Genomic DNA, 19,999 nt, shown 5'->3' on the forward strand with positions numbered 1-19,999 from the left:
CGCTGTGGCAGCGGTGGTCACTGCTGGTTGATCACCGGCAACGCGGTGGTGTCCACCGACGCAGGGCCGGTTGCCGGCGCGTCTTGACCGTCTGCGCGTTCTGCCCGGTCCAGACTGCTGTCCTCGGGGGCGCCGTTGTCCGGACCGCTATCCTGCCGGCCGGCCGGAGCCTGGTTGTCCTGCCGGTCCTTGGGCGCTGCCGAGATAGCGGAATCGGCCCCTAGATCCTCAACCGGGAGCAGCGTGACCTTCCGATGACCGGAGCCGGTGGAGAGATGCACGCGGGGCGGGTCCGTGTGGGTGGGACGTCCGCCGTCCGCTGCGGATTCCGCGTCATCCGCGGAACCGGCGTCCTCGGCCGCGTCTGCGACGGTGTCGGCCGAATTGGCGTTCCCCGGGTTGCCGGCCGGAGCATCGGCCGCGGCACCGGCGGCACCGGCGGCACCGGCTGAGGCATCGCTGGTCTCCGGCTCCGGCTCCAGTTCCGGAGCGCCCGGCGCAGGTACGGGAGCGGGCTGAGCCGAGGCTAGGGTCGGGGGAACGGCGGGCGGCGGGGGAGCGGTGACACTGATGGGCTGGCCGCCGTGCTCTGCCACATCGGATTCGAGCTCGTTCAGCATCTCCACGGCTTCGTCCACCATGGTCTGATCGTCCGCTGCCAGACCGCGGACCAGCCATTGCGCCAAGGCGAATTCGGCGGCCAGCGCTGCCCGGCGCATCAGGTGCGGGTCCACCGGATCCTTGCGGTACTTCCGGTAGGACTCCAACACCACGTCGGCAAACGACTGTTCGTGCACGGCCACCAGCCAGGCAAAGTCGTCGGCCGGATCGCCGATGCGCAGATCCGTCCAGCCGGTCACCGAGCCAACGCTGCCGTCATGGACCAGCAGGTTGTCTTCGTGCAAATCGCCGTGCACCACGCACGGGTTGAACTTCCACAGGGCCACGTCCTCCAGAGCGTGCTCCCAGCGGCGAAGCAGCGCGGGCGGAATCTTGCCGGTGGTGGCCGCCTGGTCCAGCTCGTTGAGCTTGCGCTGGCGGAACTGGTCGGCGGTGTAGCTGGGCAGGTCGGCCGCATCGACCATGGCCGGCGGCAGATCGTGGATGCCTGCCGTTGCCCGCCCGATGGACACCGGAACTGAGGCCGCGGAGGCGACCAGCGCCTCCAGCCCGAAAATGCTGCCCGGCACGTGGTTGTAGACGAACGTGCGCAGCTCAGATTGCTGGACGGTTCCGGCGACAGTGGGCACCTGGAAGGGCAGCTCTGCCCGGATGGCAGGGGAGAAAGCACGGAGCACCAGCAGCTCCGTCTCCAGCCGCATACTGGCCTCGGGGTGTTTCGGCGAACGCACCCGCCACCGTTTGCCGGCCGAATCGGTGAGCACGGCGGACTGGAAATCCGCTGCATCGTCTGGCAAACCGGCAACGCCCGTGGGCGTCAACCCGGGTACGGCCGCGCTGGCTATCGCCGCCAGCTCCAGAGGTGTCTTTCTCACGTAGTCCACCGTACGTGCAACCGGTACCGGCAGCCTGTCCACGGCCGCGGCGAGTCGCCGGATCGGTGACGCAGACCGCACCGGTACGCACCGCCGTCGTGCCTTCCACAGCCCGACTGCCCGAATAACGGTCGGGGCCCCGCGGTGAGTACGGTAGATGCATGAGTCTTAGCACCGCCTCCGCCGGGTTTCCGCCGCTGGGCCAGCTGATGCTGGCGCGCACCACCATGGACCGCGGCTGCGAACGGCGCAGCCATCCGGGCCTGCTGGACAGCATCTGGGGCGGTGACAGCACCTATGTGATGCTCATCGCCGGCGGCAAAACGCTGGTCCGCGGCGGCAAGATTGTGCTGCTGCCGAGCCGCGAACGGGCCGCCACCGGGCTCTCCATCTACCTCGGCCGGGCCGTGGAAGGAGCGGATGTACCGGTTGGCACGGACATTGTGCTGTCCGTGCTGCCTGAAGGCGCGGAATTGTCGGAGCACGACGGCGAGTGGCTGAGCCTGCGCGATGTGGCAGCGGAGCTTTCCGCCCAGGACGCCGGGCTGTTCGTGGAAGCCGCGGCCATTTCCAATTGGCATCTGTCGCACACGCACTGTCCGCGTTGCGGCAAGCGCACGGAAATCGAGCAGGGCGGCTGGGTGCGCAGGTGTCCGGCCGACGACAGCCAACATTTCCCGCGCACCGACCCGGCGATCATCGTCTCGGTGATCGACGAGGACGACCGGCTGTTGTTGGGCCGGAACAGTGCGTGGCCGGCCAGCCGGTATTCAACCTTGGCCGGATTCGTTGAACCGGGGGAGTCGCTGGAGGCAGCGGTGGTGCGGGAGATCGAGGAGGAGTCCGGCGTCGTGGTGCATTCGCCCACTTACCTTGGCTCCCAGCCGTGGCCGTTCCCGGCGTCGCTGATGATTGGCTTCACGGCCGTTGCAACCGATGCGGTCTCGGTGCCGGACGGTGTGGAGATCTTAGAGACGCGCTGGTTCAGCCGCGCCGAACTGGCCGCAGCCCTGGAGGCCGACGAGGTCCAGGTTGCCAGCGGCATTTCCATTGCGCGGGCGCTGATCGAGCACTGGTACGGCGGCGAACTGCCCCAGGCCGGGCAATGAGCGCATCGGCAGCGTCCCGCCCGGAGGTCAGCCTCGACGAGCAGATCCTGTCCGGGCTGGACGACGAACAACGCCAGGTGGCCACTACGCTGGCCGGCCCGCTGTGCGTCCTTGCGGGGGCGGGCACCGGCAAGACCCGGGCCATCACCCACCGGATCGCCTACGGAGTGCACACCGGGGTGTATCAGCCGCAGCGTGTGCTGGCCGTGACTTTCACGGCCCGGGCGGCCGCCGAAATGCGGACCCGGCTGCGTGACCTGGGCGTCGGCGGCGTACAGGCCCGCACGTTCCACGCCGCGGCGCTTCGCCAGTTGCAGTTTTTCTGGCCGCAGGCGGTCGGCGGCCCGCTGCCTGGTTTGCTGGACCACAAGGCCAGCGTCATCGCCGAAGCGGCGCGGCGCCTGCGGCTGACCACCGACCGGGCTGCCATCCGTGACCTGGCCGCCGAGATCGAATGGGCCAAGGTGTCCATGCTGACGCCCGAGAGCTACGTCCGCCGGGCGGCCGGTCGTGCAGCGCCGGCGGGCTTCGACCAAACCACGGTGGCGCGGCTGTACCAGGCGTATGAGGACGTCAAGACGGACCGGAACATCATCGACTTCGAGGATGTCCTGTTAATCACCGTCGGGATTTTGCAGGAGGACGCGAAGGTCGCCGCCGCCGTGCGGGACCAGTACCGGCACTTCGTGGTGGACGAATACCAGGACGTCTCGCCGCTGCAGCAGCGGATGCTTGACCTCTGGCTGGGGGACCGCGACGAGCTGTGCGTCGTCGGCGACGCCAGCCAGACCATCTACTCCTTCACCGGCGCGACCTCACGCCATTTGCTGGAGTTCACCAAACGCTTCCCCGGAGCCGATGTGGTGAAGCTGGTGCGGGACTACCGCTCCACGCCCCAGGTGGTGCAGTTGGCCAATTCGCTGCTTGCCGCCCGAACCCGGCAGCCGACGCGCGGAACGGACAGCTGGCCCACCCCCCTGGAGCTGATCGCCCAGCGCCCGGCCGGCCCCGAGCCGACCTTTACCGAATGCGCCGACGACGAGGCGGAAGCGGCGCAGGTGGCCACCCGAATCCGCGGCCTGATCGACGACGGCGTGGCTGCTGCCCAGATTGCCGTGCTCTTCCGGACCAATGGCCAGTCGCAGGCTTACGAACAAGCGCTGGCCAGTGCCGGTATCGGCTACCAGCTGCGCGGCGGCGAGCGGTTCTTCCAGCGCCGGGAGGTCCGTGACGCGATCCTGCAGTTGCGTGCATCGTCCCGCGCCGCTGGAACGGAACCCGTGCCGCAACTGGTCCGCGATGTGTTGGCGAACCTGGGCTACACCAGAGATGCCCCGCAGGCCGGCGGAGCCGTGCGCGAACGCTGGGAATCGCTGGCTGCGCTGGTGGGGCTGGCCGAGGAGTTGGATGCCGTCCGCGGGGCCGGAGCCGGCGGTGTGTTCACCATGCTGGACTTCGTCGCGGAACTGGACGAGCGCGCGGCTGCGCAGCACGCTCCCACCGTCCAAGGCGTCACCCTCGCATCTCTACACTCCGCCAAGGGCCTGGAATGGGACGCGGTCTTTTTGGTGGGCTTGAGCGAGGGACTGATGCCGATCTCCTTCGCCGACACGGACGAGGCCGTGGACGAAGAGCGCCGCCTGCTCTATGTCGGCGTCACCCGTGCCCGTCAGTATCTGGGGTTGTCCTGGTCGCTGGCCCGGACTCCGGGCGGCCGAGCCAACCGCAGGCCATCCCGGTTCCTGGACGGGTTGCGGCCGGCCTCTTCTTCCTCGGTACGGAGCGTGTCCGGCCAGCGCCCCGCACGCCGCAAGCAAGCCGCGCCGGCGGTGTGCCGGGTGTGCGGCACCCTGCTGAACAGCGGAGCGGAGCGCAAGGTCGGCCGGTGCCACAACTGTCCTCCCACCTACGAGGAGTCGACGTTCGAGGCGCTGCGCGAGTGGCGCAAGGACACGGCCAGCAATGCGTCGATGCCCGCCTTCGTGATCTTCACCGACGCTACGTTGGTGGCGATCGCCGAGGCTCGGCCGCAGTCGCTGCCCGAGCTGTCCAAGCTGGCCGGCGTGGGACCCGCGAAACTGGAGCGCTACGGCGAGGACGTGCTGCGGATCCTGGCCGCAAACTGAGCTGTCGCGGTCTCCGGCGGTCTCCTCATGCTGTTTGTGTCAGGACGCCGCGGCCAGCATGCAACCGCAGTCCGGATGCGGCGGATAGTTGTGCCGGGTCAGGGTGCCGTCGCCGCTCTCGAGCCTGAGCACGGCGGAAAAACTGCCCGGTTGGTTTCGTCCGTCCAGGAACAACAGAGCCTGGATGGCGGCCAAGCCGGCGGCCGCTACCGACTGCGATACCTCGTCGGCCTGGCTTCGGGCGGAGGCCTTGCCACGTGTGCCGGTCAGCCGGGCCACGACCGCGGGCCACGTCGGATCGGCATCCGCCCGGTGCAGTTCCACGCAACCGAGGCAGCTTGAGTGACCGGGGACCACCAGCGGCCCGATCAAGGTGTCGTGTTCACGCACCAGGACGCTCAGATGCGGATGGCCCCGGCTCATCAGCGCCGCCGCGACCCGAGGGTCCGCCACGTCGCGGTCGACGTAGATGGCCAGGCTGAGCGCACGCGGAAAGATCCCCGCGGCCCCTTGTTCCGCGGTCGCGCCCGGCAAGAGGTGGCAAGCGACCGTGGGGTCGATCTGGCGGGCCGCACGCCGGACAGCCTGTCCTCGGATGAGGCCGATGTCGGTGATCCGGAAGGCGCCCGAGCCTACGTCCGCCGGGCCCACCACTGCCGGATCCTCCAGCAGAAGGGTGCCGACGCCGGCGGCCGTCAGGGCCGTGGCCAGCGCTGCGCCGGTGCGCCCCAGCCCGATGATTTGCACCACGCAGCGGCTCCGGGCCGCCAGCGGCCCCTCAGCATCGGCCGAGTAGACCGCGGACCAGTGGCGCGCGTCCGGGCCCAGCCGGTCCGCGCGCAGACCGGACAGGCGTTCCCCGCCGGCATCGGGCACCAGCACCGGCGCCAGCGCCGCCAGCAACAAGGCGGCGCGTTCGGCGTCCAGGCCGCAGCCGGCGCGCACTGCGTCCAGCTCGGAGGAATCGAAACCCTGACGCAGGCGGCGCAGGAACTGCCGGTCCGGTTCCCCGGTTCCTTCGAGCACCAGCCCGCCGGCCCCCAGACCAAACTGCACACTGCCCGCTGCGAATTCGACCATGCGCAGGCCGGGATTGATTTTCAGCCGGGCCATGGCCACCTCCTTGCCGTTTGTCCGCCCCCGGGAGCGAGCTGATAGTCCATGCTGGCACGGCGGTGCCAGCTGCCCGAGGGTTATCCACAGAAAACGGGGCAGGAGCCGTGGGCGGATGCGGGCGGTCCGAAGCACCCGGTAACCTCAACGCATGTCCCGAGCAGAACAGACGCAGAAATCCCGCGCATCAGGGGAACCCTCGCGGCCGGTGCCGCTGGTGGCCGGCACCGGGGAGCGCGTGCCGTTGACCACATCCAGCGGTGCTCCCGTGGTGGTCAAACGGTCCGCGCGCCGTCGCCGGACCGTCTCGGCCGCGTGGCGGGACGGGGCCGCCGTGATCTCCATTCCCGGCCACTTTACGCAGGCACAGGAACAGGAGTGGGTGCGGCGGATGCTGGCCAAGCTCGAGACCCGCGGTGCACGTCCGGCAGGCCGTACTGCAACCAACGACGCCGAGCTGGCCCGCCGCGCCGGCGAGCTGTCGGAGCGGTATCTGGCCGGCGACGCGGTGCCGGAAAGCATCCGCTGGGTGTCCAACCAGAACGACCGCTGGGGATCGGCCACCCCGACGCGGGGCAGCATCCGCATCTCGGACAAAATCAAAGAGATGCCCGCATGGGTGGTGGACTATGTGATCCTGCACGAGCTCGCGCATCTGCTGGAGGCAGGGCACGGGCCGCGCTTCTGGCAACTGCTGCAGCCCTACCCGCAGCTGGAACGGGCCAAGGCCTTCCTCTCCGGCGCGGCGTTTGCCATGGGCCGCGGCCTGCAGGACGACGACGATGTGGTGGATGGCGCCGACGAAGGCGACGCCTAGCTGCGGTCTCCGTTCCCGGAGCCGTTCGGACCGCCCTCAGCTGAACCGTCGTCGTTCCCGTCGGGTGTTTCGTCCTGTCCCGGGGAACTGTCATCGCCTGGCTGCTCGTCGAACCCGCCGCTCAAGAGTTTCTGCAGCGCCTCATCGACTTCGGCCTCGGAGGCGTCCAGCAGTTTCCGGCGGGCGCTGAAGCCGGCCGGATCGTCCAGATCCTCGGGCGTGGGTAGCAGGTCCGGGTGGTTCCAGACGTCGTCGCGTCCCTCAATCCCGCGTTCCTCCTTCAGTGCCGCCCACAGTGCCGCGGCATCGCGCAACCGGCGAGGACGAAGTTCCAGGCCGACCAAGGCCGCGAACGCGTGTTCGGCAGGACCGCCGGTGGCGCGGCGCCTCCGCACCGTCTCGCGCAACGCCGGCGCGGACGGCAGGTTGGCCGCGGCGCTGGCGGTGAGTTCATCCACCCAGCCTTCAACCAACGCAAGGGCTGTTTCCAGCTTGATCAGGGCGGCATCCTGCTCCGGGGTGCGCTGCGGCATGAAAACGCCCTGCGAAAGGGCCTGCTGCATGGATTCAGGGTTGCCGGGATCGATGTTGCGGGCAACTTCCTCGATCCGGCCCATATCGATGTGGATGCCGCGCGCGTAGCTTTCGATGGCTCCCAGCAAGTAGCCCGACAGCCACGGCACGTGCGTGAACAACCGGGTATGGGCCGCCTCGCGGATGGCCAGGAAGAGCAGGACGTCCTGCGCCGGGATGTCCAGGCCTTCACCAAAGGACTTGACGTTGGCCGGGAGCAAGGCCATTTTTCCCTCCACCAGCGGAACGCCGATGTCGCTGGAACTGACCACGTCCTTGGCCAGGGCTCCCACGGCCTGGCCAAGTTGCATGCCGAACATCGCCCCGCCCAGGTTCTGCAGCATGGAATGCGCGCCGCCAAGCATCTGCTTCATTTCTTCCGGAACCTGCTCGGTGAGCGCTGAGGTCAGCGCAAAGGCGATGCTGTTGGCGACCGGCTCCGTCAGTCGCTTCCACGTGGGCAACGTTTCTTCGACCCATTCGGCGCGGGACCAGGCACGGCCGATGACCCCCGTGCCCGGAATTGTCGTGGCAGGATCAAGCCACATCTCGGCCAAGTGGAGGGCTTCGTCGACCGCCTTGGTCTGCAGGGAAGTAACCGACGGGTCGCTGTCCGAAGCGGCCACCTTGCGGGCGCTTTCATGAGCCAGCTTCCAGTTGACCGGCCCCTCCGACGGTGCGTTCATCATGGCTTGCACCTGTTGGAACATCTGGGCCAAGGCGTTGGGGTCGGACGGCAGCCCTGCGGCCTTGGCCATGGCGGCGGGATCCACGTCCCCTGCCTGACCGCCGAAGAGCCTGGCGAACATCTCCGACAGCGGATCTTGCGCGTCGTCGTCTGGCTGCTTGGGGGTCATCACTACCACCGGTCCTCGAAGGGTTGGAGCGAGCAAAGCCGCAGCGGCTGCCGGGGAGGCAGCGGGGGACTGTGCCCGGGATGTTGCGTCACTCCCACGTTACCGGCAGCCGGGATTCCTTGTCGCGCCGGAGCGTGTGCAGTTCGCTCTAGGCCGAGCAAGGACCCGGAGGGCGGATGCCAGGCGCACGGCGTACGCTAGAGCAGGCGCCGTGCGCGCCATCAGGCGGCCGTGCCGTCTGCGTACAACCGAGCGGCGAGAAGGAATCCATCAGGTGACACAGTCCACCAACAACGGCACTGAGCACGGCATGGACGGCTGGGACGGCGATGTCGCCGGGCCGCAGTCTGTTGCGCCGCGTCCCCTGGACCGCCGGGGGCCGGTCATGGCGGCCGCCGCGGTGGTGGCGGTTGTGACCGGCGTGCTGGGACTGGCGCTGCCGGCGGGGTACGTCATCGAAACCCCGGGCCCGGCGATTAACACCATCGGCGAAATCTCCGGAACGCCCCTGATCGAGGTTCCGGACCGTCAGACCTACAAGACCTCCGGCGCCCTGGACCTCACGACGGTCTATGTGGAGGGCGGACCCAATTCGCAGATCAACATGCTTCAGGTCCTGGCCGCCTGGCTGGACCCGCAGCGAAGCGTCGCGCCCACCGATCTGGTCTATCCGCCGAACGTGACGCAGGACGACATTCAGCAGCAGAACGCCGCGTTGATGGCGTCGTCGCAGGAGTCATCGATCGCGGCGGCCCTGACCCAGCTGGATGTTAAGTTCTCGCAGACCCTGTCGGTCGCCGACTTCACCCCGGACGCCGCGGCTGCCGGGAAGCTAGAGTCGCGGGACACCATCCGGACGGTCAACGGTCGGCGGGTCACCGGCATCGACGTGCTGCGCGAAGAGCTCAATGCCAGTGAGGGCGCCCCGGTGGAACTGGGCATTACGCGCGACGGCCAGCAGGAAACCATCGACGTCGCACCGAAGGAAAACGGCGACGGCGACTACCAATTGGGCGTCCTGCTGGGAACCGAATTCGACTTCCCCTTCAAGGTAAAGATCCAGCTGGACAACGTGGGCGGCCCCAGCGCCGGCATGATGTTTGCACTGGGCATCATCGACACCCTGACCGAAGGCGAAATGACCGGCGGCAAGCACTTCGCCGGGACCGGCACCATCGACGCCGACGGAACCGTTGGCCCGATTGGCGGAATCCGGCAGAAACTGGTCGGTGCGGCAGAAGCCGGAGCTACCGTCTTCCTGGCGCCGGAGGCCAACTGCGCCGAGGTGGCCGGCCATGTCCCGGACGGTCTGCAGGTTGTCTCGGTGGCCACCTTGGACGACGCAGTCCACGCGGTCAGGCTGATCGGCGAAGGCAAGGACGCCTCCTCGCTGCCCGGCTGCAGTTGATTCGTTTCAGCGGCCGGCGGTCACATTCAGGCAACAGTAACGTCCCGACGGCCACAGCGGTTCGTCCGGGCCGGTGCTGACAAGGCAGAATGGGGAAGGAACCCTCCGAGCCGTCCGTTCGTGGAACCTAGGGGGAGTATCCCCGACAGCGGCGGGTCTGCCCGCGATGCTAAACACGCAAATAACGAGGTAACGAGTGACGTTCGGACAAGACCGGTCCTACGGCGACCGGCCAACACCGCCCAGCAGTCCTGGCAAGAAGCGCTCCGCATTGGTCCCCACCCTCATTGTGGTGGCGGTCCTGGTAGTCGGCTTCGTCTTCTTCTCGCAGATCTACGCAGACATCCTCTGGTACAACCAGCTGGGCTATCTGGAAGTCTTCCTCAAAGAAAACGGCACCCGGATTGCCATCTTCCTGATTGCTTTCCTGATCATGGGCCTCGCCGTCTACTTCAGCCTCCGGGTGGCGTACCGCTCGCGCCCGGTGTACGCGCCGGACAGCTCGCTGCAGGACAACCTGAATCGCTACCAGCAGCAGTTGGAACCGGTCCGCCGCCTGCTGATGATCGGCATCCCCTTGGTGCTCGCCGCTTTCGCCGGCACCGCCGCGGCTTCGGCGTGGCAGACCGTGCTGCTGTTCTTCAACCAGGAGCAGTTCGGCCAGGCCGATCCTCAGTTCGGCCTCGACTACAGCTTCTACATGAACACCCTGCCGTTCCTGGGCTTCATCAACGGCTACTTGGTCAGCGTGGTGCTGATCGCCGGCATCGCAGGACTGCTCACCCACTACCTGTACGGCGGCATCCGGCTGGAGGACAAGGGGTTTTTCGCGTCCACCGCCGCCAAGATCCACGTGGCCGTTTTCGCCGCGCTCTTCCTGATCCTGCAGGGCATCAACTACTGGCTTGACCGCTATTCCACGGTCCAGTCCGACGCCGGGAAGTGGACCGGCGCGCTGTACACGGATGTCCATGCGGTCATTCCCACCAAGGCCATCCTGGCCGTCGCCGCCGTGTTGGTGGCCATCCTGTTCATCGTCTCCGCATTCGTCGGACGCTGGCGCCTCCCGATCGTGGGCACGGCGATGCTTATCGTGACGGCGATCCTGGCCGGCGGCGTCTACCCGTGGATCGTGCAGCGTTTCCAGGTGGAGCCCAACGAGCAGAAGGTTGAAGCCGACTACATTCAACGCAATATCGCGCTGACTCAGTTGGCCTATGGGCTGGATAAGATCGAGTCCACCAACTACAAGGCAACCTTGGAAGCGGAAGCCGGTGCGCTCCGTACGGATGCGGAGACCACGGCGAACATCCGCCTGCTGGATCCGAACCTCGTCTCCGACGCGTTTGCCCAGTTGGAACAGTTCCGCCAGTACTACCAGTTCGACAAGACCCTCAACGTGGACCGCTACAACATCGACGGCGAGGTGCAGGACACCGTCATTGCCGTCCGTGAACTGAACACCGCGGGCGTGCCAGCCGGCTGGGTCAACGAACACCTGCTGTACACGCATGGTTACGGCGTGGTGGCCGCAGCCGGGTCCAGGGTCGAACCCGACGGGAAACCCTCCTTCCTGCTCTCCGGCATCCCGACCCAGGGTGTGCTGGCGAACGACTCAAACTACGAGCCGAGGATCTATTTCGGCGAAAAGTCGCCGGACTATTCGATCGTGGGCGCGCCCAAGGGCAACAACCCGATCGAGATCGACAGGCCGCAGAGCGCCAACGCCGAAACAGACACCCGGAATACCTTCGACGGCAATGGCGGTCCGAGCATCGGCAATTGGTTCAACCGACTGGTGTACGCCCTGAAGTTCCAGTCCACCGACCTGATGGTTTCCGACGCCGTCAACTCCGAGTCCCAGATCCTCTACGACCGCAACCCCCGCGAACGTGTCGAGAAGGTGGCCCCCTACCTGACGGTGGACGGCAACGCCTATCCGGCGATCGTGGACGGCAGGGTGAAGTGGATCGTCGACGCCTACACCACCAGCAAGGCCTTCCCGTACTCGACGCCGCAGCAACTGGAATCGGCAACGATTGATTCGACCACCAGGGAAGGTGCCACGGTCGCACTTCCCGCCGAGGACGTCAACTACATCCGCAACTCCGTCAAGGCAACCGTGGACGCCTACGACGGGTCGGTGGACTTGTACGCCTGGGACGACCACGACCCGCTGCTCAAGGCTTGGGAGAAGGTCTTCCCAACCACGATCAAGCCCTACAGCGAGATGTCTGCGGACCTGATGGCCCACGTGCGCTATCCAGAGGACCTCTTCAAGGTGCAGCGTGAACTGCTGACCCGCTATCACGTGACCGATGTCGGCCAGTTCTACGAGAACTCCGATGCGTGGAGCGTGCCCGCGGACCCGACCCTGGGTGAGGGGTCGTCTGTGAAGCAGCCGCCGTACTACCTGTCGCTGAAAATGCCCAAGCAAGACGAGGCGTCGTTCTCCTTGACCACCCCGTTCATTCCGTTCACCCCGCCGGGCCAGCCGGCGCGCAACGTGCTGTATGGATTCCTGTCCGTCAATGCCGATGCCGGCACTGGCAAAGACGGCGTGAAGGCGGAAGACTACGGCACCATGCGGTTGCTCGAAATGCCGCGGGACATCACCGTGCCGGGCCCCGGCCAGGCTCAGAACCTGTTCAACTCGGACACCGAGGTGTCGCAGGCACTGAACCTGCTGCGCCAGGGTGCGTCCGAAGTCATCAACGGAAACCTGCTCAGCCTTCCGGTTGGCGGCGGCATGCTGTATGTGCAGCCGGTCTACGTCCAGTCCTCGGGCGCTTCGTCGTACCCGATCCTGCGCCGCGTACTGGTGAGCTTCGGCGAATCGGTGGGCTTTGCGCCGACGCTATCCGAGGCACTGGACCAGGTCTTCCAAGGCGATTCGGGTGCCACTACCGGCGACCAGGGCAACGTTGGTGAGACCCCGGCGACACCGGAAGCTCCGACGACGACCACCTCCGAGCAGAAACTGCAGACGGCGCTGCAGACGGCCCGCACCGCCATCCAGGACGGACAAGCAGCGTTGGCCAAGGGCGACTTCGCCGCCTACGGCGAAGCCCAGAAGCGCCTGCAGTCCGCGCTCCAGGACGCGATCGCCGCCGAGGAAGCCATCTCCGGAGGCGGCACGGGCGGGGCCACCGAGCAGCCCTCCCCGCAGCCAACCGAGGGTCAATAGCCGATTTGCTTCACCATCCCGCGGCCGGTATTGTTTTCACTGCGCCGCGGGGTGGAGCAGTTCGGTAGCTCGCTGGGCTCATAACCCAGAGGTCAGAGGTTCAAATCCTCTCCCCGCAACGAAGAGTAAAGGCCCCGTCCGATGTCATATCGGGCGGGGTTTTTGCGTGCCGTGCCGCGGAACACTGGGCGGATCAGCTGGTGGAACACGAGGCGGATAGAATGGTTTCACCCGTTCCCGATTTTCCCCTGGAAAGATCGCTGTTTATCCCATGCTTGAATCTGTGCCCAGCTATGCGGTGGCCGCCGGAGTAGCAGCTCTATTCAATCCATGCAGCCTGCTGTTTTTGCCGGTCTGGCTCGCGATGGTCGCCGCCCGGGCCTCCGACATCTCGACGCCGGCGGCCTCGCGCTGGTCGGCCGCCGCGGCGCTGGCCTTGACCGGCGGCTACGCTGCCTCGTTTTCGGTGGCGCTGTTGGTCCCGGGGGGACCGGCGGCCGCGGCGGGCGCCCTGGCCTATGTCTCCGCCGGCACCGGGATGCTAGTGGTGCTGCTGGCATCCTTCCTGATCGCCGGCGGCCGTGTGCCCCTGCTGCAAGCAGCGTCGCCGGTCGGCGGAGTCCGCATCCGTCTCGTGGGCCTCGCCGTGGCCGGCGCCGTGACCGGACTGGCATCGTTGGCTCCGCAACTTCCGGAACTGCTCACGAGGATGGAAAGCGAGCTAGGGTCCGGTGCAGGAGCCGCTGCGGTGGAGATTGCCGCTTACCTCCTGGGCCTGATCGCCGGATTCGGCCTTCTCTGTGCTGCCGCCTCATGGCTGGGAGGCGCTGCCGGGCGGCGATGGCCCGCCAGCGGAACGGTCCTGGACACTGCGCAAGGGTACCTGCTCCTGCTCGCCGGGCTAGGCACCGCTTACTACGCCTTCTTTGCCGTGCGGGACGCCGCAGGAACCGAGGTCGAGGACCGCCTGATCGACGCCGCGCATGGCGTCCACGGGGCCCTGACGGACGTGCTGCAGGCCGTCCCGGTGTGGTTGATCCCGGCCGCCTACGTGGCGCTGACCGGCTGGCTCCTGCTGCGCAAACGGCCAGAAGGCCGCGATGGAGAAGAGTCTCCGCGCGGCGCAGCCGCTGTCGCGTCCCGTTCGGCAGCCGTTTTCGCATCCCGTTCGGCAGCCGCTGTCGCATCCCGTTCGGCAGCCGCTGTCGCGTCCCGTTCGGCAGCAGCTGGGCCCGCACAGGCATCCGCGGTGCGTGCCCGCCGTCGTCCGATGCCGAAGCCGGACGAGGAAGAGACGGCGCCGCCGGTGCAGGCGTCCGGGTGGCCGGAGGCAGACGAGCACCGGCCGCGGCATTTCAACCCGAGGGCACTCCGCCGCGCACCGGACGTCGCGGCCAAGCCCGGGCGCGGAGCAAGCCGCCGCTCTCCCGGGGCCGCGAAGCCGCGCCGCTGACGCGAAGAAGGGCTACGGCAGCACCTTCGCCAGGTGCGGCCGTAGCCCTTCGACGTGCCCCGGTGGGGGAGGGTCAGTAGGTTTCAGACGTCGTCTGCTTGCCGGCCTCAAGTGACGAGGGCGCGGTGCTGCTGCCGGCCTTAAGCGCTGCCAGCCGTGCCTCCACCTCGGTCTGTTCGCCGAGGTCTTCCAGGCTTTCGAACTGCGCGTCGAGGCTGGAGGCGGCGAGTTCGGCCTGGCCGCGGACCTTTGCCTCTTCGCGGCGGATCTTTTCCTCGAAGCGGCCGACTTCGCTGGTCGGGTCCAGAACGTCGATGCTCTTAATGGCGTCGTGGACCTGCGTCTGCGCCTGCACGGTCTTGGAGCGGGCGATCAGCTCATCGCGCTTGTTCTGCAACTCATTGAGTTTGGACTTCATCTGGTTGAGGCCCTGCTTGAGCTTCTCGACGATCTCAGTCTGCGACGAGATCGTCGGCTCGGCGCCCTTGGCTTCGTTCTCGGAGGAAATCTGCCGCTGGATCGCTACCTTGGCGAGGTTGTCGAACTTCTCTGCATCGGTGGCCTGTCCGGCGGAACGGTATTCGTCGGCCTTCCTGCTGGCCGCCAACGCCTTGTTGCCCCAACTGTTGGCGTTCTCGAGATCCTGGTTGTAGTCGTCCTGCAGCATCCGCAGGTTGCCGATGGTCTGTGCAACGGCGCTCTCGGCTTCGGCGATGTTGTTCGTGTAGTCGCGGACCATCTGGTCCAGCATTTTCTGCGGGTCCTCGGCCTGATCGATCAGTGAGTTGATGTTCGCTTTGGCCAGTTGTGCGATGCGGCCGAAAATGGAGTGCTTTACCACGGTGATGCCTTTCGATCTGGGTTACTCGAACTGTTTGCCTTCCGGGCAGCCGGTTGGCTGCCCAGCCTGTCTGGTCTAGAAGTTGCCACCGGCTCCGTCGCCGCCACCGAATCCGCCGAAGCCGCCGCCGAACCCGCCGCCGCCGCCGAAGCCGCCGAAACCGCCGCCGCCGAAAACGTCACCGCCTCCGCCACCGCCGCCGCCGAAGAAGCCGCCGTCGCCGTGCGAGCCGTGGCCCCCGTGCAGGATGGAGTCGATCAGGATGCCGCCGAGGATGGCTCCGCCCAGTCCGCCGCCCCGGCCGCCGAACATCTCGCCGCCGCCGAAGCCGCCCATGCCGCCGAAACCGTCCACGTCCTGTTGGGCCATTTGGCTGGCCTGCTGGGCCAAGGCATTGGCCTGCCGGGCGTAGTTGAGGGCCTGCTCCGGATCGGAGTCCGCGATCGCCAGCGCATGGTCAAGGTTCCGTTCCGCCTCGGCCAGCCGGGTCCGGGCCTCGCTCCGGACCCCGCCGCGCCGGGCCTGAATATAGTCGGAGGTGCCGGAGATCTGGGCCTGCGCGGACATGATGGCGTGCTGCAATGCCTCGCGGGCGCGGCGGCTGCGGTCCTGGCTGTCCCGGATTCCGGACAGCGCGGCATCCAGCGGCGCCACGGCCTCTTCCAGCCTTTGCACCATCATGATCGGGTCGATACGTCCACCGGCAACCTGCTGTTGGACCGAGGACAGCGCCGCCTCCAGCCCCGCCACCGGACCGGCCAGCTCGGGGTGCTGCCCGGACGCCATCACGGCCTTGGCCTGGGCGATGTCCTGTGCAGCCTCGGAGACGGTCCGTTCCATGCTGTTCCGGGCCTCTTCGAGGTCCCTGGCCGTCTTGGCGATGGCCTCCAGCAGGATATTGGCCTGATGCAGGCTTTCCTCGGCGGCACGCACGGCGATCACCGCGGCGCTGCGGTCGCCTTCGTCGAGCTTGGCCTGTGCGGTGTTGGCCGCGTTTTCGACGAAATTCAACCTCTCGCCGGCCTGATCGATATTGTCAGCCACCTGTTGCAGCGCGCTGTCGGCATAGCGGGCGCGGAGCTCCTGCAGCCGAGCAGTCCCGTCGGCCAGCCGGCCGCGGGTCTCGTGGGCAGCAGACCGTGCCTGCTCGAGCGCCTGCGGTGCGGTTTTTTCCAGCTCTCGCAGAGCGTCGAAGTCTTCCTTGTGTGCCTGGAGCGAATCGTTGACCGCTTCGCAGCGTCGGATGATGTCGCCCAGCCAGGCCCGCTGTTCCTGTTCGGTGTCTGGAATATGGTCGTCGAGCTGCTGCTGCAACTTGAACGACTCCATCATGTGCGACTTTGCCGCAGTGATGTCCTGGCGGAACGGCTGCACCGCTTCATCGCCGTATTGCGCCATGGCGAAGCCGAGTTCCTGCTCGCTTGACTTGATCGCATCGTCGGCGGCCACCAGCAGGCTTCCGGCCTTCTTGCGCAGGTCTTCGACGGACATGGCGTCATGCGGATCGATCGGACGGCCGTCGGGGCCGGCCACCAGCTGCGGCTGCCGGCGGGAGTCCTTCTTGCGCTTGGACCGGGCATACAGCAGGGCCGCGCCGCCGCCCACCACCACCACGCCGCCGCCGATCAGCAGCACCGGGGCCAGCGAGGCGCCGCCACCGGACGCCGTCCCGTCGCCGCCCGTGGCAGCGTCCTTGACGGCAGCCACGGTCATCAGCGCTGCGTCCGCCCATTCCCCGGCGCCCAGGGCCGGCCGGATGGACCGGGCGATGTTCTGGTCGTAAGGCTCGACCGGATTGTCCTGGGCAGATTCAAAGACATATTCGCGGCTGTCCACCGCAACGGCCAGCACACTATCGACCGAGCCCATCGAGTTGAGTTCGGAGGTGGCCTTTACCCACTGTTGGCGGTCGGCCGGGTCGGTGAACTCGTCGACGTACACAATGAAGACGTTCAAGCCTTCGGACTGCTGCAGTTCACGGACCGCGTCCTCGACTTCGCCGGTCCGGGAGCCCAGTACGCCGGCCTGGTCCACCACAAAATCGCCTGGCGGGAAGTCGACCGGAGGCACGGCTTGCGCCAGTGCGGCCGGCGAAAGGAAGACTGCTGTCAGGCCGGCTATGGCCGCCAGACGCCTGAACGGTGAACGCATGAAGGTCCCTTCGGCAAACGCAAACTGGGGCCGTGGTGCCCCGGCTCGTCAGCATGGTCCGGCCCCCGAACGGGGCGGATCCGCCATTGTGATTCTATGGTCCCGTATTTGACACAGTCCACCGATGCTCTCCGCCCGCGGCGAACGCGGAGCGGCCGCAGCGCGGGTGCCGGCCCGGTCCCTGAGCCGCACCGCGGCCAGGCCGCGCCCCAGGCCGGGGTCGGACGCCGCCGTCGTACACGTCCGGCTGCTTCCCAGAAACCTTTCAGGAAACGTGCGACGTTATCCCAGCGATGCCGTGCATAGTGGACTGCAGACCAAGAAAGGACCTGCCATGACTGAGAATAATCAGGACCCGCAGCAGCGGCCAGCGCGGCCAGTACCGCCCCAGCCGCAGAATCCGCCGGCCTCTGGAGCCGGAGAGCAGCGGTCCGCCGCCAACGACACCGAGCAGTTCGGTTCCCCGGCCCCTGACGCCGCCCGGCAGGTCCCGGCGCAGGAACAGACGCAGCCCCTGACCTCACCGACGACCTCACCGACGCTCCAGTACGGCCAGTCCGCTCCTGGCACGTTTGGCCAGTATGCCGCTCCGTCCTACGGCCAGGACACTTCGTCCGGACACGGCGGACACGGCGGCTACGGCAGCCACGGCCAGGGCGCAACCGGCTTCGGCCCCGGAACGGCTGCCGGTTACGGCGGCCAGCAGACCGCGGTCAGCGCCAAGAAGCGCTTCGGCACCGGGACAGTGATTGCCGGCATGCTGCTTGCGGGCCTGGCCGGCGGCGGCGTGGCTGTGGGTTCGCAGGCGCTGGCCGACGGCACCGCCGGCACCTCGATTGCCGGCAGCCCGGCCAAGCAATTGATTGTGAACAACACCGATTCGGTCAACGAAATCACCGCGGCCGCGGCCAAAGCGTCCCCGAGCGTGGTGACAATTTCGGTGGCCAGCGGCAACACCGGCGGTTCCGGTTCCGGCATCATCCTGGATACCGATGGCCACATCCTCACCAACACCCATGTGGTGACGCTCGGCGGCCAAACGTCCAGTCCCGACGTCGAGGTACGCACCAGCGACGGCAAGGTGCACAAGGCCAAGGTGGTCGGCACCGACCCGCTGTCGGACTTGGCCGTGATCAAAATCGACGCCGAGGGCCTCACCCCCGCCACGTTCGGCGACTCGGCGAAACTCAACGTGGGCGACACCACCATCGCCATCGGCGCGCCGCTGGGATTGGCAGGCACCGTCACGGACGGAATCGTATCCACGTTGAGCCGGACCATCAGTGTCTCCTCCTCGGCGGTTCCGGAAAATTCCGGCGACAGCGCGCAGCCCAGCCCGAACGACCAGTTCAACTTCCAGTTCCCCGGCGAGCAGCAGTCCGCCAACCAAGGCAGCATCTTCCTGAATGTGATCCAGACCGACGCGGCCATCAACCACGGCAACTCCGGCGGCGCGCTGGTGAACACGAAGGGCGAGATCATCGGCGTCAACGTCGCCATCGCGTCCTCCAGCGAAGACAGCGGCAGCATCGGCGTCGGGTTCTCCATTCCCAGCAACTACGCGCAGCGGGTTGCCCAGGAACTGATCAAGGACGGGTCGGCAAGCCACGGCATGCTGGGGGTCTCGGTCACTGCCAAGGCCTCCGGCAATTCCTCCGGCAACACGCAGTTCTCGGTCGGCGCGGATGTGGTCGAGGTCGTGAAGGATTCGCCCGCGGCGAAGGCGGGACTGCAGAAGGGCGATGTAATCACCGGGGTGGAAAACCGCGTGATCGGCGACAGCCAGTCCCTGACCGCCGCCATCCGTGAACATGCCGCCGGCAGCACCGTCAAGGTCACCTACCTGCGCGGCGGCGAGACGCACACCGCCGACGTGACGCTCAGCGAAGGCCAAGCCTGACCTCCACGGTTCCTGCGACGCACCTGCGGCCCTGCCATTCACGGCGGGGCCGCAGGTGTTTACCGACGTGGCGTTCCCGGTAAGGTTAGGGTGTTTGCAGCGGCCCGCAACACCCGCGCGGGCCGTGGACGGCGGAAGGAAGTTCAGCGAGGATGCAAAAAGCAGCAGGCACAGCCTTGAACATCGTGGTGCTGGTCAAATATGTACCGGACGCGCAGTTCGACCGCCACCTGACCGGCGATCCGGCGACGGTGGACCGGTCCGAGAGCATCCTCTCCGAACTGGACGAATACGCCATTGAATCCGCCCTGCAGCTGGCGGAGGAGCGCGGCGGGCCGAAGGCCGGCAACCGGGTCATTGCGTTGACCATGGGCCCGGCGGCGGCAGCCACTGCGGTGAAGAAGGCCCTGCAGATCGGCGCCACCGAAGGCCTGCATGTGAACGACGACGCGCTGGCCGGCTCCGATGCCACCGGAACGTCGCTGGTTTTGGCGGCGGCCATCCGGAGCCTCGGCGACGTTGACTTGGTGCTCACCGGCATGGCGTCCACGGACGGCGAAACCTCGCTGGTCCCGGCGCAGCTGGCCGAGCGCCTGGGCCTGCCGCAGCTGACCTTCGCCGCCAGCCTGGAGCTGGACGGGACCACGGTCCGTGCCCGCCGCGACGGGGATACCCACGCCGACAGCCTGGAAGCCGAACTTCCGGCGCTGGTGTCCGTCACCGACCAGATCAACGAACCGCGCTACCCGAACTTCAAGGGCATCATCGCGGCCAAGAAAAAGACGGTTGCCACGGTGACGCTGGCGGACTTGGGCATCCAGCCCGCCGAGGTCGGCACCGCCGGCGCCTGGACCGCCGTCCGGACGGCCGAGGCACGCCCGCCGCGATCGCAGGGCACCATCATTACCGATGAGGGCGACGCCGGCATCCGCCTGGTGGACTTCCTGGCCGCCCAAAACCTGCTCTAG

The 19,999-nt window shown here is 67.3% G+C and carries 13 protein-coding genes and 1 tRNA gene; 9 read left to right on the plus strand and 5 right to left on the minus strand.

Features of this window, described 5'->3' with window-relative positions; genetic code table 11:
• Nucleotides 1-17 precede the first annotated feature (17 nt).
• Nucleotides 18-1,496, minus strand: a complete 1,479-nt coding sequence (locus tag AB0N75_RS09040) for a macrolide 2'-phosphotransferase (RefSeq protein WP_364648221.1) — start codon at nt 1,494-1,496, stop codon at nt 18-20.
• Nucleotides 1,497-1,657: 161 nt separating this feature from the next.
• Here AB0N75_RS09040 and nudC point away from each other — a divergent pair, with 161 nt between their 5' ends.
• The gene (gene nudC, locus AB0N75_RS09045) at nt 1,658-2,605 is read left to right on the plus strand and encodes an NAD(+) diphosphatase (protein WP_364648224.1); all 948 of its coding nucleotides are present in this window, start codon (nt 1,658-1,660) and stop codon (nt 2,603-2,605) included.
• Entirely contained in the window at nt 2,602-4,731 is a 2,130-nt protein-coding gene (locus AB0N75_RS09050; RefSeq protein WP_364648227.1) for an ATP-dependent DNA helicase UvrD2, read from the plus strand. Before nudC ends, AB0N75_RS09050 begins: the two co-directional genes overlap by 4 nt.
• Nucleotides 4,732-4,770: 39 nt before the next feature.
• On the opposite strand, the gene AB0N75_RS09055 is transcribed toward AB0N75_RS09050, so the two are convergent.
• Entirely contained in the window at nt 4,771-5,844 is a 1,074-nt protein-coding gene (locus AB0N75_RS09055) for a TOMM precursor leader peptide-binding protein (RefSeq protein ID WP_364648229.1), read from the minus strand.
• Nucleotides 5,845-5,995: 151 nt separating this feature from the next.
• Between AB0N75_RS09055 and AB0N75_RS09060 the strand changes: the two genes are divergently transcribed.
• Nucleotides 5,996-6,661 carry a YgjP-like metallopeptidase domain-containing protein gene (locus AB0N75_RS09060; protein ID WP_364648232.1) on the plus strand — a complete coding sequence of 222 codons (666 nt, stop codon included), beginning with the start codon at nt 5,996-5,998 and terminating at the stop codon, nt 6,659-6,661.
• On the opposite strand, the gene AB0N75_RS09065 is transcribed toward AB0N75_RS09060, so the two are convergent.
• A complete protein-coding gene (locus tag AB0N75_RS09065) occupies nt 6,658-8,091 on the minus strand; it encodes a zinc-dependent metalloprotease (protein WP_364648235.1) in 1,434 nt (477 codons plus the stop codon). The genes AB0N75_RS09060 and AB0N75_RS09065 overlap by 4 nt on opposite strands.
• A gap of 274 nt (nt 8,092-8,365) precedes the next feature.
• Between AB0N75_RS09065 and AB0N75_RS09070 the strand changes: the two genes are divergently transcribed.
• The 4 genes from AB0N75_RS09070 to AB0N75_RS09085 all read left to right on the plus strand — a co-directional run bounded on the left by AB0N75_RS09070 (nt 8,366) and on the right by AB0N75_RS09085 (nt 14,139).
• The gene (locus AB0N75_RS09070) at nt 8,366-9,499 is read left to right on the plus strand and encodes a S16 family serine protease (RefSeq protein ID WP_364648238.1); all 1,134 of its coding nucleotides are present in this window, start codon (nt 8,366-8,368) and stop codon (nt 9,497-9,499) included.
• Nucleotides 9,500-9,770: 271 nt separating this feature from the next.
• Complete coding sequence (locus tag AB0N75_RS09075) at nt 9,771-12,686, plus strand: UPF0182 family protein (protein ID WP_364648780.1); 2,916 nt, start codon at nt 9,771-9,773, stop codon at nt 12,684-12,686.
• Nucleotides 12,687-12,731: 45 nt separating this feature from the next.
• Nucleotides 12,732-12,805: transfer RNA gene (locus AB0N75_RS09080), tRNA-Met, on the plus strand.
• Between the two features lie 152 nt (nt 12,806-12,957).
• Entirely contained in the window at nt 12,958-14,139 is a 1,182-nt protein-coding gene (locus tag AB0N75_RS09085; protein ID WP_364648241.1) for a hypothetical protein, read from the plus strand.
• A gap of 73 nt (nt 14,140-14,212) precedes the next feature.
• Here the strand turns inward: AB0N75_RS09085 and AB0N75_RS09090 are convergent, their stop codons facing one another.
• Nucleotides 14,213-14,980, minus strand: a complete 768-nt coding sequence (locus AB0N75_RS09090) for a PspA/IM30 family protein (protein WP_364648244.1) — start codon at nt 14,978-14,980, stop codon at nt 14,213-14,215.
• A 75-nt stretch (nt 14,981-15,055) separates the two neighbouring features.
• Nucleotides 15,056-17,131 carry a TPM domain-containing protein gene (locus AB0N75_RS09095; RefSeq protein WP_364648247.1) on the minus strand — a complete coding sequence of 692 codons (2,076 nt, stop codon included), beginning with the start codon at nt 17,129-17,131 and terminating at the stop codon, nt 15,056-15,058.
• A gap of 334 nt (nt 17,132-17,465) precedes the next feature.
• Between AB0N75_RS09095 and AB0N75_RS09100 the strand changes: the two genes are divergently transcribed.
• Both AB0N75_RS09100 and AB0N75_RS09105 read left to right on the plus strand, forming a co-directional pair.
• Nucleotides 17,466-19,031 (plus strand): trypsin-like peptidase domain-containing protein, encoded by a 1,566-nt coding sequence (locus AB0N75_RS09100; protein WP_364648250.1) that lies wholly within the window; start codon nt 17,466-17,468, stop codon nt 19,029-19,031.
• A gap of 152 nt (nt 19,032-19,183) precedes the next feature.
• Nucleotides 19,184-19,999, plus strand: coding sequence for an electron transfer flavoprotein subunit beta/FixA family protein (locus AB0N75_RS09105; protein WP_364648253.1), 816 nt, complete (start codon nt 19,184-19,186; stop codon nt 19,997-19,999).

The organism is Arthrobacter sp. NPDC089319, assembly GCF_040684925.1.
Taxonomy (GTDB): Bacteria; Actinomycetota; Actinomycetes; order Actinomycetales; family Micrococcaceae; genus Crystallibacter.